Annotated in this window: 20 protein-coding genes; all 20 read right to left on the minus strand. The window is 47.1% G+C overall.

Annotated features, from left to right (window positions below):
• Nucleotides 1-180: 180 nt before the first annotated feature.
• The 20 genes from B5F07_RS18010 to B5F07_RS18105 all read right to left on the minus strand — a co-directional run bounded on the left by B5F07_RS18010 (nt 181) and on the right by B5F07_RS18105 (nt 25,063).
• Nucleotides 181-969: an ABC transporter permease gene (locus B5F07_RS18010; protein ID WP_087162598.1), complete on the minus strand. Its 789-nt coding sequence runs from the start codon at nt 967-969 to the stop codon at nt 181-183.
• 4 nt (nt 970-973) lie between these two features.
• Nucleotides 974-1,792 (minus strand): ABC transporter permease, encoded by an 819-nt coding sequence (locus B5F07_RS18015; RefSeq protein ID WP_087162599.1) that lies wholly within the window; start codon nt 1,790-1,792, stop codon nt 974-976.
• A gap of 62 nt (nt 1,793-1,854) precedes the next feature.
• A complete protein-coding gene (locus B5F07_RS18020; protein ID WP_087162600.1) occupies nt 1,855-2,673 on the minus strand; it encodes an ABC transporter ATP-binding protein in 819 nt (272 codons plus the stop codon).
• Entirely contained in the window at nt 2,661-3,479 is an 819-nt protein-coding gene (locus tag B5F07_RS18025; protein WP_087162601.1) for a carbon-nitrogen hydrolase family protein, read from the minus strand. Before B5F07_RS18025 ends, B5F07_RS18020 begins: the two co-directional genes overlap by 13 nt.
• A 63-nt stretch (nt 3,480-3,542) precedes the next feature.
• Nucleotides 3,543-5,411 carry a hypothetical protein gene (locus B5F07_RS18030; RefSeq protein WP_087162602.1) on the minus strand — a complete coding sequence of 623 codons (1,869 nt, stop codon included), beginning with the start codon at nt 5,409-5,411 and terminating at the stop codon, nt 3,543-3,545.
• Between the two features lie 91 nt (nt 5,412-5,502).
• Complete coding sequence (locus tag B5F07_RS18035) at nt 5,503-6,279, minus strand: ABC transporter permease (RefSeq protein ID WP_087162603.1); 777 nt, start codon at nt 6,277-6,279, stop codon at nt 5,503-5,505.
• Nucleotides 6,280-7,080 carry an ABC transporter permease gene (locus tag B5F07_RS18040; RefSeq protein WP_087162604.1) on the minus strand — a complete coding sequence of 267 codons (801 nt, stop codon included), beginning with the start codon at nt 7,078-7,080 and terminating at the stop codon, nt 6,280-6,282.
• Nucleotides 7,077-8,042, minus strand: coding sequence for an ABC transporter ATP-binding protein (locus B5F07_RS18045; protein WP_087162605.1), 966 nt, complete (start codon nt 8,040-8,042; stop codon nt 7,077-7,079). Before B5F07_RS18045 ends, B5F07_RS18040 begins: the two co-directional genes overlap by 4 nt.
• Nucleotides 8,043-8,081: 39 nt before the next feature.
• Entirely contained in the window at nt 8,082-8,972 is an 891-nt protein-coding gene (locus tag B5F07_RS18050; RefSeq protein ID WP_087162606.1) for an aminoglycoside phosphotransferase family protein, read from the minus strand.
• 124 nt (nt 8,973-9,096) lie between these two features.
• Nucleotides 9,097-10,143, minus strand: coding sequence for a beta-galactosidase BglB (bglB, locus tag B5F07_RS18055; protein ID WP_087162607.1), 1,047 nt, complete (start codon nt 10,141-10,143; stop codon nt 9,097-9,099).
• A 101-nt stretch (nt 10,144-10,244) separates the two neighbouring features.
• Nucleotides 10,245-10,892, minus strand: a complete 648-nt coding sequence (locus B5F07_RS18060) for an SGNH/GDSL hydrolase family protein (RefSeq protein WP_242972579.1) — start codon at nt 10,890-10,892, stop codon at nt 10,245-10,247.
• 102 nt (nt 10,893-10,994) lie between these two features.
• Nucleotides 10,995-13,637 carry a hypothetical protein gene (locus B5F07_RS18065; protein ID WP_087162608.1) on the minus strand — a complete coding sequence of 881 codons (2,643 nt, stop codon included), beginning with the start codon at nt 13,635-13,637 and terminating at the stop codon, nt 10,995-10,997.
• Between the two features lie 4 nt (nt 13,638-13,641).
• On the minus strand, nt 13,642-14,616 hold the full coding sequence (locus tag B5F07_RS18070) for a uroporphyrinogen decarboxylase family protein (protein ID WP_087162609.1): 975 nt from the start codon (nt 14,614-14,616) through the stop codon (nt 13,642-13,644).
• A 5-nt stretch (nt 14,617-14,621) separates the two neighbouring features.
• Nucleotides 14,622-16,892: an AraC family transcriptional regulator gene (locus tag B5F07_RS18075; protein ID WP_162613168.1), complete on the minus strand. Its 2,271-nt coding sequence runs from the start codon at nt 16,890-16,892 to the stop codon at nt 14,622-14,624.
• On the minus strand, nt 16,864-18,666 hold the full coding sequence (locus B5F07_RS18080) for a hypothetical protein (RefSeq protein WP_087162611.1): 1,803 nt from the start codon (nt 18,664-18,666) through the stop codon (nt 16,864-16,866). The genes B5F07_RS18075 and B5F07_RS18080 overlap by 29 nt, the downstream gene beginning before the upstream one ends.
• Nucleotides 18,667-18,670: 4 nt before the next feature.
• Nucleotides 18,671-19,558: a carbohydrate ABC transporter permease gene (locus tag B5F07_RS18085; RefSeq protein ID WP_087162612.1), complete on the minus strand. Its 888-nt coding sequence runs from the start codon at nt 19,556-19,558 to the stop codon at nt 18,671-18,673.
• A 13-nt stretch (nt 19,559-19,571) separates the two neighbouring features.
• Nucleotides 19,572-20,501, minus strand: coding sequence for an ABC transporter permease (locus B5F07_RS18090; RefSeq protein ID WP_087162613.1), 930 nt, complete (start codon nt 20,499-20,501; stop codon nt 19,572-19,574).
• A gap of 174 nt (nt 20,502-20,675) precedes the next feature.
• The gene (locus B5F07_RS18095; RefSeq protein WP_087162614.1) at nt 20,676-22,163 is read right to left on the minus strand and encodes an ABC transporter substrate-binding protein; all 1,488 of its coding nucleotides are present in this window, start codon (nt 22,161-22,163) and stop codon (nt 20,676-20,678) included.
• 195 nt (nt 22,164-22,358) lie between these two features.
• Nucleotides 22,359-23,486 (minus strand): uroporphyrinogen decarboxylase family protein, encoded by a 1,128-nt coding sequence (locus B5F07_RS18100; RefSeq protein WP_087162615.1) that lies wholly within the window; start codon nt 23,484-23,486, stop codon nt 22,359-22,361.
• Between the two features lie 35 nt (nt 23,487-23,521).
• Nucleotides 23,522-25,063 carry a family 43 glycosylhydrolase gene (locus tag B5F07_RS18105; RefSeq protein WP_087162616.1) on the minus strand — a complete coding sequence of 514 codons (1,542 nt, stop codon included), beginning with the start codon at nt 25,061-25,063 and terminating at the stop codon, nt 23,522-23,524.
• Nucleotides 25,064-25,291: the final 228 nt, after the last annotated feature.

Genomic DNA, 25,291 nt, shown 5'->3' on the forward strand with positions numbered 1-25,291 from the left:
TATCATCAGTATAAGAGGATGAAGACCTGTATGTAATGGCTTTTTTAATTTGACTAGGATTGGCTATTTTAGCCTGACACTAGATGGTTATTTTAACCCGACGCTAATATAGCCAGGTTAGCTAATTCCATTATATTCTGTCTTGCATTATTTATCAAGACATATAAAAAACTTCTGTACTTAACTCCCTGTACTTTTATAATGTGCCACTCCAATCCTCCATATCCCAAGTGAAAATGTGAAGAACAGAGCGCCCGCCGGAAGCGAGATCAGCCCCATGTAAGGTGCCTCCCAACCGCAGACTGCCGCAGCAGGGTAATAGCTGACTACCAGAAGCGGCGCGATAAATGTGAAAAATCCCCGGATCCATCCGGGCATATAGGGCACGGGGATCCGTGTAATCTGATAACTGGCATAGGTAAATATATTGATCCAGTCCAAAGCCTTAATCGTAAAAAATGCAATTCCGGAGCTCATAATAAAGATCCCACTGTACATAAGTGTTCCGCCGATGATTGCCAACAGAAGAAGCATCAGATTAAAGACGGAAAATGTCGCTTCCAACCGATTCAAAGCCCATAAGGAAATTCCAATTCCCGCAAAGGCTCTGGTCAGTCTGTGCACGGATATTACAGAACCGGCAACCTGTAAGATCAAGGATTTTGGGCGGAGCAACAGGCGGTCAAAATCTCCCGAACGAAGCATTTTCCATGGGAAGTTTGCAAATCCATCACAGAAAGCTTCCGCGATTCCAAAGGAAATAACCGCCAGAGAATAGATCAGAAGGATCCTTTCCATTGACCATTCTCCGATACTGCCCATACGGTAGAACATCAACACTGTGGGCAGCAGTTCAATGATGCACATGATAAACTGCTGCAGAAACGCAAGCCACCATCCCTTGTATTCAAGTTTTGACAGAAGGTGCATCTTGAAAAATTTGAAAAACAAACGGATACTTTTTCCCATTGCTTCATCCTCCCTGTACGATCAGTTTTTCTAATTTTCTGCGCATAATCAGACGGCCTGCCGCAATAAAAGCCAAAGTCCAGGCGATCTGAAGCAGGATTGCCTCTAGTGCCTGATCAGGTGCGATCGATCCTACATAGAACCTGAGCGGCAGGTCAAAGGAACTGGCAAACGGTTGCACTGTAAGAAAAGGCTGCAGAAAATCTGGCCACATCTGCAGCGGAAAATAAAGACCGGACAGAATCTCTCCGACCAGAAGCAGGATAACGCATGGTCCCTCGCCCCAGGTTATATTGATCCGCACCGCAGTGACCAGCATATGATAGGCCGCCCAGAAAACAAAAGCTGTAACCGCCGAAACAAGAAACAGGATAAAGTAAGGCAAAGATACAGGCATACCCAGCTTATATGGTCTGGGAATGATCAATGCGATCACTACCAGAATAATGGAACGCCACCATACGCCACCGATCCTCCATGCAGACAGCTTGGCGAACCAATGAGTATACAGATTCCATGGTCTGCATAGTTCCAGACCGATATCGCCATTTTCTATTTTGGCACGGAACTCCGGACAGATTCCATAAGGTGGGAGCATGAGCTGTTTCAGCCAGATATATGAAGCCATCTGAGTCAACGACAGGGACATACTCGAACCGCTGTTACTTCCATATTTATAAAATACAGTAAAAACTGTAATGTCGATCAGCGCGTAAAATACGCACATCACTGCACCGGAAAATGCCGCTGCCCGATACTGCAAGTTGTCAACAGTGCTGATACGGAAAAGCGAAAAAGCCGCTCTGATTGAATGTGTTTTCATTTCTCATCTCCTCCAAATAACGCCTTAAAAAGGCTTTTAATGCCGAAACTGAATAAGCCTTTTTAAGTCAACAGCTTCAGGTCATGGTACATCCGCACGATCACATCATCGATATCTTCTTTCTCTTGCGATCCAAAATGTGCCCTCAGGTCAGATAGTGATCCGTCGAACAGGAGTGTCCCCCGGCCTATCACCATTACACGGTTGCATACCGCTTCAATATCATCCATATCATGGGTGGTCATAAAAACCGTTACTCCGCTTTTTTCATTTTCTTCTTTCAGGAATGTCCGCAGTTCCAGTTTCGATACAGCATCGAGACCGATTGTCGGCTCGTCAAGGAAAAGGATTTGCGGGCGGTGAAGGAGAGCTGCTGCGATTTCACAACGCATTCTCTGTCCCAGAGACAACTGACGGGCAGGTGTATTCAGCAGATCCCTGATCTGCAGCCTCTCCAGAAGTTCATAGAGCCGCTCCTCATAACTGGAATTCGGAATGTTGTAGATATCTTTTAGTAGAGAAAATGAGTCCTTGACCGGCACATCCCACCACAGCTGACTCCGCTGTCCGAATACAACACCGATTCTGGAAACATGTTCAATCCTGTTTTTCCAGGGAATGCGCCCGTCGATTACACAGGAACCACTGTCTGGATTTAAGATCCCGCTCATGATCTTCACCGTGGTGGATTTTCCCGCCCCGTTTGGTCCGATAAAACCCACCAGTTCACCTCTGTTGATGCTAAAGCTCATTTCTTTCAGTGCTTCCACCTTCTTTTTGGTGCGGATAAACGCTCCTTTCAGCAAGCTCCATTTCCCCTCCAGACGTTCATATACAACAAATTCTTTATGTATTTTCTCCATTCGGATCAACTTGTCCATATCTTTTCTGCTCCTTTATCAATGTCTTCTTCTTTTTTTGCTGTCAGCCAGTCCGAAATTTTCTTTCTGCCCTCTTCTCCCCAGTTTAATGGAGTGTTCTGCAGATCATAGACAAGCAGTCCTTCTTCATTTCTTGGTTGTTCTTTCAATATTCGTCCTGATCTGTCGCATATCATTGTCGGCGCTGTCTGGCAGGGAAATATGTTATTGACTGACAATATATATGTAACATTTTCTACTGCGCGGGTCTGAATGTGAGATTTTATCATCTCATATCTGTGATCATCCTTCTGATCAGAGACATCATTAAAAAGAATAATATTAAGATCCGTATGATGGTGATATAGTTCCCTGAAAAATTCGGGAAATCTGATCTCAAAACAAATTCTGACTCCGACTTTTAATCCACCTAACTCAAACACTCCAGTAGTATTTTCAAACTTAAAATTGTCTGCATCCCATCCCCATAAGGCTCTTTTGTGATAAGACATCATCTTTCTGTCAGGTGTAAACAAGAGAGCGCTATTGAAGTAATTGTCACAATTTTTTGTAACGCTTCCAAGAATAACAAATATATCATTCCCGGAAGCAATATTCCTAATCTCTTTATATGCAAGTTCACAATGCTTAAAATTTACAGCGGCAGAATTTTTTATATTTTTCGGAGGATATCCCGTTAATGCACACTCTGGGAAAGCTAAGATCTTTATATCATTCTGACTTGCCAGAGTAATCGCTCTCTTAATAGTATTTAGATTACAAAGTACATCATCTGAAATTTCAAATTGATAAGCCCCAATTTTCATGCCGGTATCCCCCTGTCAACTTTCCCGAAATTCCATAGTTTATCCTTTATATTTTGCAGAATCTTAACCTTTCTTAAGCCCCCAAGCATCACACTCTTCCGTCTCCGCCATATTCCCCGCCAGGATTCTCCCGTCTTCATCCAGCATACGCAGCGGATTAATGGCAGAGTCAAATCCTTTGTTCCAGTCATAGCCAATCAGGTCAAGATATTCATCTTTTTTCTCATATAAGGTGGGACATCCGGGTTCTGTGCGGAAGAGTTCTTCCCACTCCTCCCACAACTTCTCATACTCATCTACTGCCTTCTCGACTTCCTGCTTTCGTCCGCCGAGCACTGCAAACACATTGGCGCGGTACATGACTTCATATAAAGAGTACAGATAAAATCCGTACCGACAAGTCGTGACAATGTATCTCTTTATCGCCAGATCGTCTGACAGGCGTTGTGCCAGACGGCAGATATCTTCCCATATTTCCACACTGCGGCGCTTCTCTTTCAGAAGCAGGTCAGTCTGTCCGACGCCGACAGCGTTCCGGATGTTGAGCATCAGGCGGGAATATTCGATGTTCTGATCTCTTGTCCAGAATACATCCCAGGAGAGGTTTTCGCTGTTTGTTCCCCGTCCCAGAAGGACCGCCCGTTCTGACTGCATGAGGATCTCATAAAAGATCACGGCATCTTTTTCGTTCATTCCAAGCTCTTCTCTGGCATACTTCATGGCATAATAGCGGTCTGAGCAAGAAGGATCTTTTGCCCAGGATGAAATGACATAAGTATTGACGTCCGCCCACAATTCCTCTCCATGCTCTACGGCCACCGTTCCGTCTTTTCCGTTTCTCCCGTTAATATAAGGACCGTCCCATCCGCCGCCTCTGGGCCAGATCCAGACGCCGGCGATCCGTGAGTTGTTTTCTCCTACACTGCTACAGCTATCTGCCTCGCCTCCGTTGCGGTCAGCATAGTCACTTTCAGCAGAGTGCCTGTCCGCACTATCCCTGCTGTCTCCAAAGATCTCCGAGAGAGATTGGACTTCATTTTCCTTCATCAGCCACTTAAATTCCTCGAATCCAGAGATCACACCACTTCCGATATAATTGGGATACGCGCCTTTGCCTTCGTATTCTCTCGCCGCCTGTATCTCTACAACCTGGCGGTGTTTTCCTTTATTGAGGGACTGGTTGAAGGGGAAATCCCGGTGGAAATCTCCGGCGGTATGTTTGATGCAGAAGAAGAACTTCTCATGGGGTTCGATCTGTCCGCTGATCTGCAGATAGCACTCCGGATCATACTGAAATGCCCCGAATCCCCAGGTACGGTAATAGATTTTTCTATTGTGCTGACGGCAGACTTTCTCCATCAGGTACCGGATCAGAAACAGATGAGCTTCCACCTCATCTCCGAGGATCGGATTGTTGCCAAAATGCCAGGGCGTCCCATAGGCCTCTCCGACATAAGTCTCCCCAAAACGGATATAAATGCCGGACACCTCCGGAAACTCGGAAAAAATTTCATCGAAAAGGACATCCATAATCTCCTTCATCTTTGGCTTCCGGATATCGATTTTGTGATCTTCATTGAAGATCTCCGGATAAATGCTTCCGATCCGTTTGGGTAGCACGATGATATCCATCATAAAAAGCACATCCAGGCCGCATTGCTGTGCCTCCCTGTACTTTTTCTTCAGATCCTTTTTCCGCTCCAGAACCCAGAGCCTCTCTTCGCTCCCGGCGGGAAAGACTTTCTCTCTGTCCGGATTCGCCGCATCCAGTCCATCCCATAAGAGCGCGAACTGGGCGCAGTCGAAAAGATCGAACACTTTCCCGTCAAAATTTCTTTTTTTCAGGAAATGCGGGTCGTTATATTTCGACTCATAGGGAGCCAGACCCGGATTATTGTGAATCATACTGTGAGTGAAAAGTTTTGATTTCATTTTTCTACCCTCCTTCAGAAACTGTCAATCCAAAGAGTTTGTTAATAATGTCAAATTGATCATTTTTCTCTGCATTACGAAATGAACTATATTAAGATCCCGTAGAAGTATATTTTTTCACTCCTATTTTCCAAAATATCACCACCAGCACTGTATAGGGTATTACAAACAGCGGTGTAAAAGCATATAGCATATTTCCTGTTTTTCCGGTAAGATAGCTTATAGGATAATACTGGATACAGGCAACTGGCACAACATATGTAAATATCTTAAGAACTTTATCACCGTAAACTGCAAAAGGATACTTTCCGAATTCCCTGCTCCCATCGGTAAATATATTGAATATTTCTAATCCTTGTGTTGTAAAAAAACAAATCGTTGCATATAAAATGAATAGAGAAACAAATAAAACAAAACCGCATATTTGTATTTCCAGTAAAACAAATATGTTAAAAAAATTCCATACTATCTTACTTCTAGGCAATACCCATATATATATCAAAATTGCTTGAAACAACCTTCCTAACCTACTAATTTCAAAAGTTGCTCCTAAAATCTGAAGAATTGCCCCTCTTGGTCGTAATAAAATCCTGTCAAATCTTCCATCTGATATTAAATACGGAAATGTGTCAAATCCTCTTGCGAAAAATTCTGCTAAAGAAAAGGCAAATGTTATATTTGAATAACATAATAGTATTTCCTCGTAAGTAAAGCCACCTAATGAATTAAACTGTGAAAACAAAAAGTTTATTCCTAAAAGAGAGAACAACGAGGTTAGAAATTGACCAATTATAGTAAGTATTGCTGACTTCTTATACTGGGAAATGGACATAAAATAGGCCTTTAAATATTGAATATATAGAATCATTTATCCTCCAAACACTATCACTTTTTTAATAGCTTTCTGCATTAAAATATTTCCAACTAAAATAAAAATCAATACCCAAATAGTTTGCATGAAAAGCGAGTATATAATTTCAAAACCAGCTATACTTCCGCAAAAAATCTGTAAAGGTATATTCTGCATATATGTAAATGGAGAAATTGCCAAAATTTTATTCATCCATTCCGGAAAAAAAGCTAAGGGTATAACTGCTCCTGTCATAAAATCTAAAAGTGCAGACAAAATCATTTTTATTCCTAGAGGTGAAATTATAAAAAAAACTATAATATAAATAAGCATGCAAAATGAAACAACCAATACCAGTGATAAACACATGGAAATAATGAATGCAAAAAATTCATAGCTTTTTATTTCCCATCTTAACCTAAATTCCCCTGGCAATATAGATGAAACCAATATAATGGGTATACATTTAGGAAGAGCCTTTCCTATTCTTCTCGCCACATTTTGAAAAAACCAACTATTGTATAACTTCATTGGGCGACACAATTCATAACAAACAGAGCCGCTTACAATCGAATTAAGTATTTTAGAATCTAAGGACCATGTTGCAAATAAAGAATAAAACGCTTGCTGAAGCCACATATATGATACAACCTGTTGGAAACTCATATTAGTATTATTATTACTTAAGTAGAATGTACGATATAATAAAATGTTCATTACAGCCCAACAGAATTGAACAATAACCCCCGCATATGAGGCTATCTTGTATTGTATCTGATTACTTAAACTAATTTTTATATATGCAATAAAAGTTCTCATACCTGATAGTCCTTATACATCTGAATTACAATTTCTTCTGTCGATAAATCGTGTGATGTTATATCAATAATCTCCGATCTACTAATCAAATATTTAATAGCTGATTCTTCAGTAATCTTTTTTTTATCCAATTTAACGGTAAAATATCCCTCATCTTCATCCTTAATTTCTATTCCTTCGATAAGATTAGGTTTATTACCCTTGCATTTAATATAAACCATCTTTTTATTATATTTCTGTTTAATAGTTTCAATTTCTCCGTCAAATAATATTTTCCCTTTTGCCAGAAAAATAATTCTTTTTGTTAGCATCTCTATATCTTGCATGTCATGAGTTGTTAACAGTAATGTAAGATTTGATTCTTTATTAATATTTTTTATAAATTGTCTGACTGATTTTTTTGAAACAGCGTCTAATCCTATAGTTGGTTCATCCAGAAAAAGTATTCGAGGTTCATGTAAAAGAGCTGCTACAATCTCACATCGCATCCTCTGTCCTAAAGACAATTGTCTTGCCGGAATGTTTATGAGCGAATCCAAATCTAACATATCTGTAAGTCTAAATAAGGTTCTTTTATATTGATTCTTAGGTATCTTGTAAATCTCTTTTAACAAATTATAGGATTCTATGACAGGTAAATCCCACCATAGTTGTGACCGCTGACCAAAAACAACACCAATATTTTTTACATACTTTACACGTTCTTCCCAAGGTACCATACCATTAATGGTGCATTTTCCAGAATCCGGCGTTAATATCCCACTCAGTATTTTTATAGTGCTGCTCTTTCCGGCACCATTCGGTCCAATATAGCCAACCATTTCTCCATCTTCAACAGAAAAACTAATATTATCTAATGCTTCAATTTGCTTTCTTGTCTTAAAGAAAAGATTCCGTATTTTTGTTTTTTCTCTTTTTTCAGACACGTAATAGCTTTTACTTATATTTTCTACTTTGATCATATCTTCCTATTTCCGATATTTAATAATAATTGCATTACACTATTGTTTATTAGTAGACTTTAACAGTTTTTCTTCTTTTAATGCCCAATCCGGAATACTTTGCGAAAAATCTTTAAAATCTTTCAAAATTTCCCGAGTCTGCCGCAGCATTATATCCACTTGTTTTTTGCTTATTTTTGAAGCCCACGCCACAGATGAAATAATATAAAATGCCATATACAGTCCAAGTAACTTCCAAAATTCGTTTGGAATACACCCATTAAAATATCCCCATATTCGTCCATAAGCAAATCTAGTGCTTACATTTTTGCACCATATTATTTTTGTAAACTCTTCCCATGGGTCTCCAAAATCCATTCTATCAAAGTCAATCACATATAAATCATTTCCATCAATAACAAAATTCCCTATGTGATAGTCTCCATGTTGTAATGAAACCGGTCTGCCCTTTAGTAAATACCTATTTGCATCGATATAATCTGTAATGTATTTCTCCTCTTTTAAGACTAATCCACATTCTCTATACTGCTTTATTTTTCTATCTATTTTTTTGTTAAAGTATTCTTCCCAAACCATATCTGTTTTTTTTATTTTATGTATTTCTTTTAGGTAGGCGCCGGCTTTTTGACCAAAAACAAATTGTTCTTCCTTAGAATAGTTAGTTAAAATTTTTCTTGCATCTTCACCTCTTACCCATTCAAATATCATATAAGTATGATATTCATCTTTTTCAAGTAATACCGGTATCGGCATATTAATTTTATGGTCATCATAAAGATTTTTTAGTAAATTAAACTGTGATCGCTTTTTATCGTAGCTATTCACATCACTTACTCTTAACAAACAATTTATTCCATTATAATCAATGAGAAATTTTTTATCATTTGACCATCCCTCTTTAACTTCCTGAATAACTTTATAAATGTTCATTCTATGTTCTCACCTCGACTTTCATTTTTCTAATAGAAAGCACTATTTGCTTTACAATGTACCAATGAAATTCATGCGTCGGCTGCACTACAGCCGGCGCATGAATTGTAATCTGATTTATGATTTATATTTCCCCGAGCATCATGATAACCAGACTCTGTCCGTATGCCATCGGGCAGGTCGGAATATCACGGTAATGCTGCAGGTCAGAACCCATTCCTGTTCCGTATGACACCTGATTTACGGTTCCGTCCTCGTCGATCTGTTCTACGATACCTTCCACAGCTTTTTCTGCAACGGCAAGGTACTCCTCATCCAGAAGCCCCATGTGGACGCCTTTCAGGATGCCGTAAGCAAATCCCGCCGCAGCGCTCGTCTCCTCATAGGACTCTTCCTCGTCAAGCAGAGTGTGCCACATTCCGCTGGGCACCTGCAGTTTTTTCAGGGCTTCCACCTGATTGGTGAGAACGCCGGTCAGGTACCGTTTCAGATAACCGCCTAGACCGAGGATCTCGATCAGCTCCGGGATACCCGCGGTAATCCAGCAGTTTCCTCTTGCCCAGAAGGCTTTGGCGAAATTATGCCTTCCCTCAAAGGTCCATCCGTGGTACCAGAGTCCGGTTTCTGCGTTTGCCAGATATTTGATGTGCAGAAGGAACTGATAGCAGGCTTCTTCTTTGTAATCTTCCCGGTTTTCCATAGCGCCCATCTTCGCCAGGAACAGCACGGTCATAAACAGGGTGTCGTCCCAGAGCTGCTGACGGTTCTCCTCTCCGGAGACGATGTGCTGCAGTCCGCCTTCCTCGGTGCGGGGCATCTCGTTCATCACCCACTCTGCCCACTCCCGGCACATGGCGAGCATTCTCTCGTCTTTCGTCTCTTCTGCCACAAAAGCCATGGTCAGCATGGGCGCGGTCGTATTGACGTTTCGCTCCGGCACGCCCTCGGCGATCCTCTCCTCGAACCAGGAAATGATGTACTGCAGATATTCCTTCGCCCCAGACTTTTTATAATGTTTGTACATGCCGTACAGACCTACGCCCTGGGGCCACTCCCATTTATCAAAGTCGATGATCCCGATGGGACAGGTCTCATCGACGGAGGTGTTGGAGAGATGGAGCATTCTTCCGCACACCTTCTCCATAAGACTGTTGATCTTTTCTCTTTCCATAAGATTAAATTCTCCTGATTTCTATTTTCCCGATTTTTCTGATTTATCTTCCCTGCAATTTACTTCTCTTCCGATTGCTCTTCTCCGGATCTATGCCCGAATCATGCATTTAATAAGGGATTATTCACGATCTCCCGCTCGATCACTTTCCAGATCCTCTGATACCCTTCTTCGTTCGGATGCACGTCATCTTTCAGATACTTCTCATGATTGCCTTCATGGATGCCTGCCAGGACTCTTGTGTCGATCAGTGGAAATCCGTAGTATACACTGGCTTCGCGGATCGCATTGTAGTAATCCATAAGCGTATACCCGGCTTTGTTTGCCGTCTCATAAGCCCGTCCGGCATGTGCGCATTCGTCCGGCGCCTGATACCGGTAGATCGGCGTGAGCATGAAGAGCACCGCGTCCGGGGATTTCTCCCGGATCCGCTCAACTGCACGGTCGAGGGCTCCGAGAAAGGTGTTCCTGTCTTTGCTTCCCAGCCTGCCGATCTCGCTTCCCCAGTACCACTCGTTGGTTCCATGCCAGAGAATGATGATATCCGCATCCGCGTGCAGGTTCTTGTCCTTCTCCAGGATGGACAGGGTATTGTTGGGAGTGCCGAGGGAAAGCCCGCTGGCACTCACGGAATAGTTGATCACTTCCGCGTCAAATCTCTCGCGGAGATAAGCCTCATATCCGCCTCCGCCGTACTCTGTCGTTGAGATGCTGTCTCCGTATATAATGATTTTCTTTATCGTATCCATATCCGATTCTCCCGCTGTTTTCCTGTCTTTCTGTTATTTTACTCCTGCAGCCGGCCCATCTTCTGCTGTTATGTCCCGGGGCTCTGCAGGATCAGCCATACATCAGTACAGATGCAGCTCCAGGAACACAATGCTCTTTGCTCCGGCGGACACTTCCACACAGCTGCCTGTTCCATCTGCTTCCCGGATCAGGGACGCCGCGCTTCCGTTTATGGCAGAGGGTTCTGCCGGATTGCCCTGGATGTCCGTGAGCATGGCGCTCCGAATGCTCCTGCCCGGCACGGAGATCCTGCATGAAGCGTCATGGTCTGTGAAATTCTTTACCACTGCAAGCCATCCCTCTTTCTTATAAAGGGGGCGGATGAACAGGACCGCACAGTCTTCACTCTCGCAGTGGATGAGCTCTGCGCTCTTCTCTTCCGGGCAGCGGATGGACGCAGCCAGGATCCAGGGCTTCTGTGCCTGGAGTCCTCTTTGGTATGCTTCCTTCTCATTAAACTGCTCAAAAGCAGTCAGTTCATAGTGGAAGGTATGCTTTCCGTCCTGGGAGGGGGCAAAATTCGTATTCCAGTAGTTGTTCATAGGCCATGCAAGCAGAAGCGGATCCGCCGCTCTCTCGATGCTACGGTATTCTTTGCCGAAGTTGAATCCGCCGATCTGCACCATGGGCGCATCCGGACAGGACAGGGTTACGCCGCCTTTCCCGTCAAAAAGAGAAACACTCTTGTCAACGGTAATATAGTCTCTGCACATGGTTCCGAGCTGATCGTCATCCAGCGCCACAAAGATGTCGGCTGTGTCATAGACGCATTTCCATCCCTCGTCCAGGCTGAGCGGGAAGGTAAAGTAGATTCCCTCCGGCTCCACGACTGCATCTTTTGTAAATGTAATATCCAGTCCGATCCGCGGGTGTACTGCGGAAAATGTGATCTTCTGCTCGATATTTTTCAACGTCTTTGACTCGGAGAAATAGCGGATCACCACTTCTTCCCCGTTCTCCTCGATCCCGAATCCGTCGAATCTCGTGATTCCCTGGCGTACTGCGCGCCAGTTGTGCTGCCACTGGGTAATGCTCCGGTTTCCTTTATCCAGATCTCTCGGGAAGATCGATTCTCTGTCGGGAGCTGCGAACCGCTGGTCCACGTTCTCTTCCACCACGTCGAAGAGTCCCCACTCTGCGCCTTCTTTCAGAAGGTTCCGTCCGTTTCTCTTATCCCGGATCTGCAGGATCCGTCCGTTTGCCGGGTTCATCGCCACCAGATAGAAAGGCGTCTCGATCCGGTCCGCGGAAACCTGGCATGCAGAGCTCTTCTCCGCTGCCTCCAGAGAGGAAAAGGGAATCCACTCTGCGGAGAAGGGTTTCACTTCCCTCGTCCCGAAGTCGCGGACGCACTTCTTGTTCTTTTCATAGGGCAGGAAATCTTTGGCCCGGAGGGCGCTTAAAGTCCGTTTGTTTTCCCTGGCATTCTCCAGCATATACTCCGGCACTTCCAGTTTGCTCTCCATCGGTACGCCGGTGGGGTTCACGACCAGGATTCCCTCCTGCCCGTTTGCCTGAAGGGGATTCCCTGCGAATTTTTCGATCTCCCGGCTCACCAGATATGCGCTTACGTCAGCGGCATTATAGGCGAACTCTTTCTTATGGTTTAACTGGGCGTAAGTCTCATCCTCATCCGGCTCATTGATGGAATCGGTAGCGCCCCAGGTGTGCTCGTCAAAGAGCATTGCATTCTCATAAGCCTCTTCGGTCAGATTCCGGTACCGGACATCCTTCTCGTCATTGATGCATCCCATGAAGTCGCTCTTCTGGAGAAGCACTTTCGCGGCACGGCTGATCTTCGTCTCCCTTGCCGTACTTGCGCATCCGAAGTTCCAGTAGTCCGTCCAGTCACCGGCATGTACGTCCAGATTTTCCAGGCCTTTTTCCTTCACCCGCTCAAAGAGCATCTCCGGGGTGACGAAGCGGATCTTCTGCTCGTGCCCCTCTTCGTTGTATTTCCGGATCAGCTCCGCCAGATTCGCATCCGGGCAGTTGTTGTCCATCAGCGGCGGATTGGTGGCGGTCAGAAGTACATAGTCCTCCTTCCATCCGCTCTGCCCGACCCGGTTTACATATTCCTGCACTCCTTCGTGCATCTTATCCGTGCTTCCCAGGTCTGTAAAGAAGAACTGACTGAACAGGGAATAATGCTCTCCCACAAAGGAGGGAAGCTTCCTGCCGTCCGGCGCCTCCCAGAGAAACGCATAGGGACGCGGGAAGGGGATGCCGCCGAAATGAATATTGATTCCCGTGAGGTAGAACTTCACATTGCTGTCGATCAGCATGGGCGCGAATGTCCAGGGCTGTCCGTTTACGTCGTGGTTGATGGCTGTGGTGATCGCAGAACCTGTCAGCTCCCGGATCTCGTCCAGGTGCTGCAGGTACTGGGTCAGCTGAAGGGAGGTGAATCCCGGAGTCGTGTGCATGGGAAGAGCCGCGATGCTGATGCGTCCTTCCTTTACCAGTCTGCGGAACAGTCCAGCTCTCTCTTCGTCCGCAGTCTTTAACCATTTTAATACCGGATATGTTGCTTCACAGGTCCAGCGGTATCTGGACTCTTCCGGCCAGTCCGCTGTCTTTACACACAGGTCAATGGCCTGGTCGATGTAGTCGCACTGCAGCTCCAGAAGCATGTTCTGGGGATGGGTGTATCCCACATCCAGATGGCTGTGGTGCAGGCATAAGATTTCTTTGATTTTTGACATGGCTCTAGTAAATTCCTTCCTCCCACCAGATTTTGTTCATGATCTCATAGCGCTCCAGATCCAGTCCGGTATAGACACAGTTGGAGGATGAGAAAATATAGCCGTATCCCGGCATTCCCTGTCTGAGGGCACGCCGCACGTCGTTCTCCAGTTCTTCCACAGATCCGGTCTGCATCAGGCCACAGTTTACATTTCCGATCAGGCAGACTTTGTCGCCGTAGAGCTTCTTCACTTCACTTAAGTCCACGCCGCCCTGCGGGTCGAGAGAGTGAACCGCATCCGGCCTGCAGTCTACGATCATGTCAAGGATCGGCATGACATTTCCGTCAGTATGCTTGATGGAATAGAAGCCGTTCTCCCGGTAATAGGAAAGGATGTCCTTCAGATAAGGCTGTACAAATTCTGCGAACATCTCCCTGCTGTAGAACGGGTTGGCGTTAAAGCAGTAATCGGAGCACAGGGCATAGCCGTCCAGAAGCCCCGGATGTTTGCTCAGCTCGTCGCACTGGCTCACTGCCTCGTCAAAACTGATCCTGGTGGCTTCGTGGAGTTTCTCCGGTTCCTCGTACATCTGCGCCGCGAACTCCATCATCGTATCTCCGGTGGGGATCGGCAGGGTCGGGTCGCCGTGTACCATCAGGAAATATTTGTCTCCGGAAAGGTCGCGGATCGTCTCGAGAATCCTTCTTGTAGACTCGTTGTTTCCCGGAAGAGCGCCGTTGCGTCCCGGATTGGGATGGACAAAAATTGCGCTGTGGTGATATTTTTCTGCAACTTCGATATAAGACTTCGCCATGTCCTCAAGCTGCAGATTCTGCTCTTTCTTACTCATCTGATGCCACTGCTCGTAATTCCTGTGGAGCGGGTGGACTCTTCCGACTGCCTCCAGAGTAAGGAAAAATACGAGTTCAAAGTGAGGCACATGCCCTTCTATTTTTTCTCTTTTCAACGCTTTGATAAATTTTTCTCTCGGTGTCATCTCTTCTATATTTCCTTTCCTGATTTTTCCTCCATGCGCTGTTTCATGCGGTGCTCCTTCGGCGATGTGCCGAAATAATTCTTGTACAGCCGGTAGAAACTGGAGGTCTCAAAACCGCACTTCTCCATGATCTCACTGATCAGAAGGTCTGTGTGCAGGACAAGTTCGCCGGCGTGTTCCAGACGAACCTGGTTGATGTATTCCTGGATACTGCTCCTGGAAATCTCCTTGAACAGCATCCCCATGTATCCGGTTGACATGCCGAAATGTGCGGCAATCTGTTTGCTGCAGAGATCTTTCTCCGCATAATTCTCATCGATATATTCCCGGATCTTTTCAACCATTGCTTCATTTTTCTTGTTCACGTTGGACGGCATCTGCTCCATAATCTCCCGGCAGAGGCCGCAGAGCAGATGATATACCTGTTCGTCCGTCTCCAGGCTTTCCTGAAGGACACTCTCGAAATCGACCTCGACCTTGATCAGCCGGTGTTGGTTTGCGTGGCTTACCTGAGTCTGTATGGACAGGATCAGCTTGTGCACGGAGGCAATATATCCCTCGATCCTGCCGTCTCTCAGGTAGTCGATGAAACTGCGGACCGCCGTCTCCATTTTATCCGCCTTTCCGTCCGTCACTGCATTGATGATCTCCGTCTCCAGTTTCTGGGGATATTCCAGATTTTTCCTGCCTGCCAGGTCAACTTCCGGCTCGAACAGGATGCATCCTTCCCCATAGATCAGGGTATACCGGCTCATACTCTTGAGCGTCTTATACGCCGCTCCCAGTGATTTAATGTCATAGATGATCTCCACTGCAAAAGCGGATACCGTCACGTCGATTACCTTGCGGACATTCTCTTCCACCTCATAGAGCAGGCTTCTGCACAGCTCCGGGTCATGCTCCTCTCTTCCCAGCAGAAGGGCTACTTCGCCGCCGCTGACCGGGATCACTTCCACCCGCCCGTACTGCTGCATGATCTCCTCCGAGATATTACAGACGACAAAACGGATCAGGTTCCTCTCCGCCACATCCTCCCGGTTCAGCCTGTGATAACCGGCGATGGAGAAAAGGACGATGTAGATGTCCTCTCCCCTGGCGAAAATGTCGTAGGACGCTTTGCTCTCGATCTTCCCGCCCGGTACGGTCTGGGTGCCGTTTTCCAGGAGCATGTTCTTCACTGTCATCTTGTGGAGGATGTTCTCCGTGCGCTCCTTGTAATCTCCGTAGGTGTGAAGCTGTTTCTGCTGGCGCTCCAACACTTCCGAGAGCAGGGCGACTTCCTTCTTCTTTTCCGCCGTGCCGCCCCCATATTGTGCTTTTACCCTGAGAAGCAGCGTTGACAGCGGTTTCAATGCTTTTTCGGCAAAGATAACTGTCAGGATCAGCGTAATGGTCAGAATAATAATGACGGTGATAATAATACTGTTCCGGATCTCTGCAATCGCACTGAATACTGTGTCGTAGGGCTGGATCGATATAAGGAAACACTGGGTTCCCTCCACACCCTGAATATTGATGACCTGTCTTTCTCCATCCACTTCTTCGATAAAAACATAGTCGTCCCCGTCATTCAGATGTTCTGAAATCCGGGGATTCAGATCGTCGCTTTCCCCGGTTCCGGAGTTGATAATAATATTGCCCTCACTGTCAGAAAGAACCAGATATCCCCCCGTCGAGTCGGAATTCTGTATTTTCTCTAGCATCTTATCCTTGTCTACATTGACAACGACCGCATACTCCACAGAGTTATCTCTGGCGTCCAGAGAGGACATGATATAGGTGAGCAGGTTGCGCTCATCCGTCCCCGAAAACGTTCTGGAATAAATATCCACCAGTTTTCCGTCCTTATCTGCATGCAGAAGGTCTTTAATCTCTTTATCCTCCTGCTGAAGGATCAAATCCGTATAGTAATACTCATCCAGGCTGCCGTTGTAGAGCATAACGCTGTCGATCATGTCGTTGGCTGACATATCCTTGTTGATCTGATTGAACACCTGAATATAGTCAAATTTTTCCACTGGTTCCCTCGCAGTGACCAGACTGCGAATCTCGCTGTCGTTAAACTCCATGTTCAGAAATGCCAAGTTCGTTTCATGGATATAGCCCACCTGATAGGCAAGCTGTTGGAATACCATTCTTGTATTGTCCTGAACAGTCTTAAGAAACTGCCTTTCAATGACCGCGTTTAATACTCCGCTCATAGATACTGCCAGCAAAATCATGGCAATACATATATAGACTATGGTATTAATAAAGATCCTTGAAAAGCGTTTCATAATAAAAGCCTCCGTTTCTGAATTTCTTCTTTCGATTTTCATTCCCGGAAATGAACTTGCCAGGCACAGGATCTATCTGGATCTGCCCTGAAAATCCGTCGGAAGTTTCCAGTGACACACCGGTCTCCTCCTCTGAAATTCTGTAAACGCTTTTTTTCTTCTCTCCGATCCTGCGGATCTCCACTCCGTACAGGATGTAAGCCTTTCCAATCTCGTGGAAATCAATCCGTGTCCGCTCCCCCTGATACAGGTTCAGACGGACGCCCTTACATTCCGCTGTGTCGATCAGCTCTGCCTGCACCGGTCCGTCGCCAAAACATGCTTTCAGAATGTGCAGTTCGATCTCACAGCCGCCTACAGTAAAGAGATACCCGCCTTTGCCGAGCTCTTTCACCGCCGTCCTGTCAGGTGCACCTGTCACCGTAAAATCCAGGGACAGCCGTTCCGCCTCCATGGCGCCGTCCTCCAGGGGCGTCAGAATATAGTGGTAATCCCCGTGATCCGTGACAAAGGAGACTCCTCCTGCCGCTGCATTCTCATGTTGGACATTCTGCATCAGGGCTCCGGCGAAGTCCATGGCGTCGTGCATACATCTGGCGCGGAAACATGCTGTCCCTTCCTCTGTGCGGACAAACGCCATCAGCGGTCTTCTCTGGTTCCACATATCATGCCAGGCAAAGGTGCCCAGGCAGTAATCCGGATGCAGATAGGTACAGGAATGAAGCTTCGGCGTGCCCTTCTCGATGAGCACCCGGATCTGGTCGTCCCGGATCGGGTCAAAACCGCGGTAAAAGTCTTCTTCCTGAATCCGCGGATACTCCGGCGCGGCAAAATACTTCTCATATTCTGCCGGGCAGTCCAGTTCCATATATGGCCACATCAGATTGACGTCCCACTCCTCTGCGCCGACAAGCTTACATCTGCCTTTCGTCCCCACTGTAATGAGCGTGTGTATATCCGTACCCTGAATGTCATCGTAACATCTGGCGTGGGGCGGAGCGATCTGTCCGGTGGGCGCATGATAGTGCTCTGCGAAAACCTTCCAGGCATAACCATGGAGCCGGCGTGCCAGGCGCAGCGCCTCTTCATTTTTTGCGTAATACAGAATCCTTCCGGTTTCTTCAATATCTATCATACCATAAGTCGGACTGTTGTACTCGGCAAATCCGCCGTTTTGCCTGACGAATTCCAACTGTTGCCGGAGAACTTTCAATCCGTTCTCAATGAACTCTTTATTTTCAAGCAGCTCTCCTCCTGCAGTCAGGACAAACCCGGACATCAGGACGATGTTCGTGTAATCTGCCCCCATCTTTCTTCGCAGGATGCTCTCACAGGCGCACTTAAGAGCTTCTTTCATGTTTTCCTGCAGTTCTCCGGGCAGCAAGTTACCGCACTCGTGCAGGATTGTAATCAGAGAGCCTCCAAGGAAGGGCGCCCAGTTCCAGTCCGGATTCTTCATCTCCGCGAGAGGTTCCTCGAACAGATAGGGCCAGATCCCGTATGTGGGACTGTCCGGGTCCCGGTCCTGGAGCTTTAACACTTCAGGGACCGCCCGGACTGCCGCAGGGATCCCGACTTCCCGGTTCCAGGAAATCAGCGCCGGGATCCAGCTTAAGTTTTCTCTTGTGCGGTGCACGACCCCCTCTTCCACTGCCGTGTGGTAATTGACGCCTTTGTTATAGTCGTACAGCAGACCGGTCTTTTCATCATAAGAGTCCCGGTACATCTGCTCTACTTTTTTATTTACATACTCTCGCAAAATCTCTTTCAACATGGGATCACCCCTTTACAGCTCCAAGCGTAATTCCTTTTACCAGATACTTCTGGAAGAAGGGGAACAGGACAAGCAGCGGCGCGATGGACAGGAACGCCATTGCCATACGTGCACTCTCCGACGGAAAGTCGATCACTGACATGGAGCCACTCACCGAGGCGTCCTTTGCCAGTTCCTCGATTCCTTTCATCAAAGTATACAGCTTATACTGCATGCTCTGTTTGGATGTATCTGTGATGTACAGCATGCTCAGCCACCAGTCATTCCAGTATCTCAGCACGATCAGGAATCCCACGGAAGCGAGTCCCGGTTTAGACAACGGAAGCACGATTTTGACAAATGTATGGATCTCTCCTGCGCCGTCGATTCTGGCTGCCTCGATAATATCGTTAGGTACTCCGTTGAAGAAAGAACGGAGCAGCAGGATGTTCCATGCCATCGCCGCGTAGGGCAGAATCAGAGCAAAAATGTTGTCCTTCAGTCCCAGAACATTGGTGACAACCATATAGGTCGGCACCATACCGCCGTTGAACAGCATCGTGAAGAATACGATGAAGTTGACCGGCCGGCGGTACTTGTAGTCCGGTCTGGAGAGCGGGTACGCGATCATGGCTGTGACGATCAGGCTGAACGCGCCTCCCAGGAAGGAAACGATGATCGTCACGAGATAACCGCTGATCAGACTGCTCGGGTTCTTAAAAATATATTCGTATGCAAGAAAATTGATATTTCTTGGAATGATGCTGTACCCATACTCGTAGATCGCATCCGAGTCTGTGATGGAAACGGAGATCATCAGCAGGATCGGATAGATACACGCGATGGTGAACAGGATCATGATGATGTTCAGTATTGTCTGCGTCCGAAATTTTTTCTTTTTATTCTCTACCATTGACCTATCCTCCTTAGAACAGTGCGCTTTCTTCGCTGTACTTCTTGGTGATCTTGTTCGCGATCACGACCAGAATGAATCCGACAACACTCTGGTACAGACCGACCGCCGTACTCATACCGACGTCGCCGAGCGCGCGCAGGCAGCGGTATACGTAAGTATCGATAACGTCTGTCACCGGATACAGGATTCCTGCGTTCTGCGGTACCATGTAGAACAGACCGAAGTCTCCGTAGAAGATCTTTCCTACCATGATCAGACCCAACATGATGACCATCGGGCGGAGCAGCGGGAGCATGACGTGGCGGATGACCTGGAAACGGGTCGCGCCGTCCACCGCGGCTGCCTCGTAGTAGCTGCTGTCGATACCGATCAGTGACGCATAGATGACGATCGTGTTATATCCCACATTCTTCCAGAAGTTGACCAGTGGTATGATAAAGGGCCAGTACTGCTGTTCCGCATACCAGTTGACCTTCTCTCCAAGAAGGCTGTTCAGCACACCGTAGTCCACATTCAGGAAGGCGTATACGATAAACGCTACCACCGCGTAGGAGAGGAAATATGGGAAGAACATCACGTTCTGATAGAACTTTACTGCTTTCCTGCTGGTGATCTCATTGAGGATCACGGCAAATATCACCGCTCCGATCAGTGTGCTGGCGATAAATATCACATTGTAAAGGATCGTGTTTCTTGTGACGGTAAACGCGTCGCTTGACTGAAAGAAGAATTCAAAATTCTCAAATCCTACCCAGTCGCTCCCCCAGAATCCTTTGTCATACCGATAGTCTTTGAACGCATATGCAAGTCCGAAGATCGGCAGATAATTGAAAAGGAGCAGAAGGATCAGTGCGGGCAGGGTCAGAAGAGTCAGGGTACGGGTCTTTTTCCGGTCCACCCTTGCGCGATGTGACTTTTTGTTTGGCTTTACATACTTCATAGCTTTCTCCTCATAATTAACTCATTCTCCAGAAAGACATCCCGTCCGGCTGCCGGCACGACAAGGTACGGATATATGCTGTCTTCTGATTGGATGGGAGTGTCACACTCAGATACATCTCCCGGCATAACACTCCCATCCTTATTTCATCTGCATGATTTTTGTTGTTACTGATTACTCGTTGGACGCTTTCCACTCATCGAGCTGTTTCTGCTTCTCAGCGATGATGTCGTCTGCACCAGCCTGCTCCAGCTTGTCAAGGAACTCCGGAATGTACTGATCCGGGTCAACACTTCCTGTTACAATTGATTTTTGATACTGATCAACAATACTCTGGCACTGTGCGATCTGGTTCTGTACCGGCTCCTGGTCGAATGCGAATCCAAGCAGCGGGCTGACCTCAGAGGACTCGTTCAGAGCGATGGTCTGCTCCCATACATCGTCCGGCTGGTCGCCTTTCAGGTAAGCGTTGAACTGATTTCCGAATGCCCAGTCAACGTTCGGCTGGTAACCGCTGTTCTCTACGAGTTCGATACGGTTGTCACCGGTCTTGTTGTAGTGCTCGCCTTCGATACCGTAGCAGAGCAGGTTGTAAACTTCCGGATCTGTGTTCACAAGGTTCAGCAGCTCCATAGCTTTCTCCGGATGCTGGCTTGTGGAAGAGATACAGTTCATCGTAGCGGATACCATGCTCGGAAGGACACGGCCTTCTGTGATCTGCTTCTGAACGACCGGTCTGCCCCAAGCAATGCTCTCCTGCTCTTCTCCGCCCGGCTTTACGTTACCGAATCCTACTGCGATCTTTCCTGCCATCTGCAGCTCGCTTGCATTCGTAGCTGTTGCAATGTCTGTCTGGATGTATCCTGCTTCATACCATTTTCTCATCAGGTCTACATAATCTCTCCACTCCTGAGTCTCATACTGGTTTACTACTGTAAGAGAGTCATCGCCAATCATCACTGCTCCCGGGCTGTTCATTGTTCCAATCTCGTCATATCCGATCATCGGCATTGTATCCATATGGTTAACAGTGATAGCAACCATATCCGGATATTTCTCATGGATCTCTGCCAGGTACGGCTCAATGTCTTCCAGGGATGTCAGGGAATCTACATCAATGTTGAACTCCTCGATGATCGCCTCTGGAATAGTAAAGCCGTTCGTCTTAGCCTCGATCTGGTAGTTGATCACACCGTAGATCTCGCCGTCGATCATAACTCCTTTCCAGATATCTTCCGGGATCGCATCGTATGTCTCTTTTCCATACTCCTCGAGAAGATCATTCAGCGGCAGGAAAGCTCCCTTTGTCGCGTTGCCCCAGAAGTCTGCGTATCCGGATCCTGTGAAGATGATATCGCACTCTTCACGACCGCCGATGATAACGGACATCTTATCATTATATGTAGCACGGGGGATGTTCATCAGGTCAACTGTACATCCGATCTTTTCTTTTACGATCTCGTTCAGCGCGTCCTCAACTTTCTGCGTGTCCTCCTGATCGTCAAAACGGATATACCATTTTAATACGATGTCTTCATCGCTTGACCCTGAACCGGATCCGCCTTCTGATGAATTTCCTCCTGTTCCACATCCACCGAGCAGTCCCATAATGGAAACAGCGGTCAGTGCTCCGGCAACGAGCCTCTTCGTTCTTTTTTTCATCTCTTTTTCTCCTTTTCTCTTTTTTCGCTTTCGCCCCTGCGGCTGTCTGTCTCTGTTGTTTCACATGCTGTCCTTTTGCAGCTGTTCGGGTGCGATTGCTTTTTGCAGTTCTAATGATAGCCGCCCTTCCGCAAAAAATCTATTGCCAGACATCTCTGTTTTTTCCAAATCTACTCTTAATTTTCATTTTTTCTCTCATTTTGTTCTCTGAGAAGTCCTGGCAACTTCAAATTCTGCGGATTCTTCATACAAAGCAGTCATATTTTCCATCTTCCAGTCCGGTGTGGATCCGTTCCCCATGGTGATCATGAACCTTCCTTCCGGCCGGTCGTAGGTGTCCATCAGGAACCGTACCTCCTCTTTTACCTCATCCGGCGTCCCGAAAGCCATCACATGCTGCACTTCCACTCCGGCAAGGATGCAGATCTTATCCCCATACTTCCGCGCGATCTCCTCCTGATCCATGGTATTCTTCTGGATCGGATGGATCACGTCCAGTCCGGCTTCGATCAGATCCGGGAGGAACGGCTCGATACAGCCGCAGCTGTGGAGCCAGAAGTGTGTGCCCAGCTCATGCGCCCTGTCGATCAGCCTCTTATAATAGGGAAGAAAGAACTCACGGAAGATCTCCAGGGAGAAGAACGGGCCTGTCTGTGTGCCGATATCGTCGGAGACAAAGAAACCGTCCACGTCCCACTCTTCTTTCGCCCGCTCCATAAGGCGGATAAAGAAGCCGGTCAGGCGCTCAAAAAGCGCATGGATCTCATCCGGATAGAGATAGAGGTCTGTCAGCGCGTTCTCCATGCCGCGGATCGCCCAGAGACGCTCGAAATAGAGCCCCCACCAGCGCCCGATCAGGTATCTGCCGTCCCGCTCGAGCTTCCTGTACTCCGGGAAATCCGGATCCGGGAATGTGCGGTAAAAGGCTTCTGTCTCCTCTTCATCCTCCCAGTCGTGGATGATGATCTGCGCGTCCAGGCCTTTTTTTCCTTCATTGGAAGAACCGGGGATACACCAGTCGTACTGAGGCGTCTCCTGCTCTCCCCAGGTCATTCCCGGCACAGGCAGGAAGATCTCGTCCACATCTCTGGGATACCGGTCCAGCCAGCTCTGCAGCTCTTCCTCGGAATTGTGGAAGGCATTGCTGCGGATCCAGATGTCATAGAGCAGCGGAACCCGTTTTGCACGGCCCTTGCCCTCGATGGTACGGATAATATCCTCTTTTGTCAGCGGTTCTGTCGATAAAGCTTCCTCCGAGATAATTTCTTCTTTTGAGATAATTTCTTCTTTATTCTCATTTATCGCTTTATTCTCATTTATCATGATTTCTCTCACCTGCTTTTTTGTCGCGAACTTTTTTAATTTAAAGTAAATGATTTCATATCTATAGCGCCTTTTCCGATATATCGGAAATACAACGCATCTTTTTCTGATCCGCCTGGGAATCCCGCGGAAAATGTCTGATACTCCTCTCCTGCCCGGATTGGGATCTCAGCGAGAACGGCCCCGTTGGGTTCCCTTTTTATGAGGAACTTACCGGTTGCTGTCTTATCGGCTGCTTCCAGTCCTTTGGAGTTTTCCGTCTTTTCGTCAGTCGGAGTCACGCGCACTTCCACCTCGATCTGCGTGGTGCCGCGCAGGTCAAAGTATTTATATCCGATAAGAGTGCCGTCCGTGATCTCCGCGATGTACGGCACCGGCGTTCCCGAAGCGCCTTTCCATGCGTCTTCGGATCCTTCCGTCCCCGGGACAGGCGTATAGTCCGGTCCATCCTGGGTAAAGTACGGATGCCCCGCGTAATCTTCCTTCTTATTGCTGTAGTGTCCCGCGCCGTTCTTCCCGGTCAGGCTGCAGGCGATATATGCGCCGTATGTACCTTTTCCCGTCAGCGGTTTCCCGTTCAGCCCGCAGCTTGTGATCTCCACCTGGGGGATGCTTCCGTCCGGCATGATCCGGATCGGCTCCGCGCATCCCTGCCTGGAGTAGCAGTGGCGGTTCGTCTGTCTGTGGTAGAAGACATACCACTGACCGTTCACCTCCACGATACTGCCGTGGGTATTCCCGGTATAGCTGACCCGGTCTTCTTCTCTTCTTCCGTGGAGACCGATATCTCCGTTGCTCACGATTGTACCTCCGTACACAAAATCCCGGTCCGGGTACTGGCTTGTCGCATAGTTCAGCTCATGGCTGTTGATCGAAGAATAGATAAAGTAATAGGTGTTGCCGATCTTGCGCATGGAGCTGGCTTCAAAGAACTCATGTCCTTCAAAACTCGTTTCTTCTGCTTTTCCATATTTGGGAACGATCAGGACCGGTTCACCTTTCGCAGTCAGCATATCCGCTTCCAGTTCGATCACATATCCGCCCTCAAAAGGACGCCAGTGGAAATTGGCGCCTCTTTTGTCCTCTTTCGGGCCAAAACCTGTATAGAGAAAAACCCTTCCATCATCGTCGATGAACACTCCCGGATCAAACTGGTCGATATCTCCTTCCTGTGCTCCGATGATGTGTCCGTCCTGACTCCGGACATAGCCGTAGAATTCATACTGTCCGGCAGGCTCGTCGCACACCGCCACAGCCATGATGCCCTCGCCTCCCTGGATGTAGTAGATGTAGTATCTCCCGTCAGGTCCTTTCTGGACGTCCGGCGCAAACATAAACGCCTCCTTTTCGAGATACCTGGGGTCCTGATCTTTCCGGTAGATCACGCCTTCATATCTCCACTGGGACAGGTCATCCGTCGGTGCGGACCAGCACACATAATCATTCATGCAGAACTGATCCCCGTCAAATTTGTCATGGGAACCGTAGATGTAGAGGCGGTCACCAAACACATACGGCTCTCCGTCCGGGATGTACTCCCAGGATGGCAGATATGGGTTAAATACCTGCTGTTTCATTTTCCTTTTTCTCCTTTCTCAGCCCCATTTTGGGCCATTTTCATTATCTCCCGGTCGCAGTGCAAATGCTATTGTAAAGCTGCCTGTTTTGTCCGCGGGGAAGTCTCAAATTTGAAGATTAGTGTCAGATTTGAAGATTGGGGGCGCCGGAATTTTTTTACGGTAAATGGTTGCGGAGATGAGTAAGATTGTCTATACTAATGGTAACGCATCTTATATCTGTAAAAA

The sequence above is a fragment of the Lachnoclostridium sp. An169 genome (genome assembly GCF_002160525.1).
Classification (GTDB): Bacteria; Bacillota; Clostridia; order Lachnospirales; family Lachnospiraceae; genus Mediterraneibacter; species Mediterraneibacter cottocaccae.

Bases quoted from the DNA above. Each gene is read 5' to 3' on its own strand.
- B5F07_RS18030 (WP_087162602.1), bottom strand. From the start codon at position 5,411: ATGAAATCAAAACTTTTCACTCACAGTATGATTCACAATAATCCGGGT.
- B5F07_RS18085 (WP_087162612.1), bottom strand. From the start codon at position 19,558: ATGGTAGAGAATAAAAAGAAAAAATTTCGGACGCAGACAATACTGAAC.
- B5F07_RS18050 (WP_087162606.1), bottom strand. From the start codon at position 8,972: ATGAACATTTATAAAGTTATTCAGGAAGTTAAAGAGGGATGGTCAAAT.
- B5F07_RS18015 (WP_087162599.1), bottom strand. From the start codon at position 1,792: ATGAAAACACATTCAATCAGAGCGGCTTTTTCGCTTTTCCGTATCAGC.
- B5F07_RS18065 (WP_087162608.1), bottom strand. From the start codon at position 13,637: ATGTCAAAAATCAAAGAAATCTTATGCCTGCACCACAGCCATCTGGAT.
- B5F07_RS18060 (WP_242972579.1), bottom strand. From the start codon at position 10,892: ATGGATACGATAAAGAAAATCATTATATACGGAGACAGCATCTCAACG.
- B5F07_RS18100 (WP_087162615.1), bottom strand. From the start codon at position 23,486: ATGATAAATGAGAATAAAGCGATAAATGAGAATAAAGAAGAAATTATC.
- B5F07_RS18070 (WP_087162609.1), bottom strand. From the start codon at position 14,616: ATGACACCGAGAGAAAAATTTATCAAAGCGTTGAAAAGAGAAAAAATA.
- B5F07_RS18095 (WP_087162614.1), bottom strand. From the start codon at position 22,163: ATGAAAAAAAGAACGAAGAGGCTCGTTGCCGGAGCACTGACCGCTGTT.
- B5F07_RS18080 (WP_087162611.1), bottom strand. From the start codon at position 18,666: ATGTTGAAAGAGATTTTGCGAGAGTATGTAAATAAAAAAGTAGAGCAG.
- B5F07_RS18020 (WP_087162600.1), bottom strand. From the start codon at position 2,673: ATGGACAAGTTGATCCGAATGGAGAAAATACATAAAGAATTTGTTGTA.
- B5F07_RS18040 (WP_087162604.1), bottom strand. From the start codon at position 7,080: ATGAGAACTTTTATTGCATATATAAAAATTAGTTTAAGTAATCAGATA.
- B5F07_RS18010 (WP_087162598.1), bottom strand. From the start codon at position 969: ATGGGAAAAAGTATCCGTTTGTTTTTCAAATTTTTCAAGATGCACCTT.
- B5F07_RS18090 (WP_087162613.1), bottom strand. From the start codon at position 20,501: ATGAAGTATGTAAAGCCAAACAAAAAGTCACATCGCGCAAGGGTGGAC.
- B5F07_RS18105 (WP_087162616.1), bottom strand. From the start codon at position 25,063: ATGAAACAGCAGGTATTTAACCCATATCTGCCATCCTGGGAGTACATC.
- B5F07_RS18075 (WP_162613168.1), bottom strand. From the start codon at position 16,892: ATGAAACGCTTTTCAAGGATCTTTATTAATACCATAGTCTATATATGT.
- bglB (WP_087162607.1), bottom strand. From the start codon at position 10,143: ATGGAAAGAGAAAAGATCAACAGTCTTATGGAGAAGGTGTGCGGAAGA.
- B5F07_RS18045 (WP_087162605.1), bottom strand. From the start codon at position 8,042: ATGATCAAAGTAGAAAATATAAGTAAAAGCTATTACGTGTCTGAAAAA.
- B5F07_RS18035 (WP_087162603.1), bottom strand. From the start codon at position 6,279: ATGATTCTATATATTCAATATTTAAAGGCCTATTTTATGTCCATTTCC.
- B5F07_RS18025 (WP_087162601.1), bottom strand. From the start codon at position 3,479: ATGAAAATTGGGGCTTATCAATTTGAAATTTCAGATGATGTACTTTGT.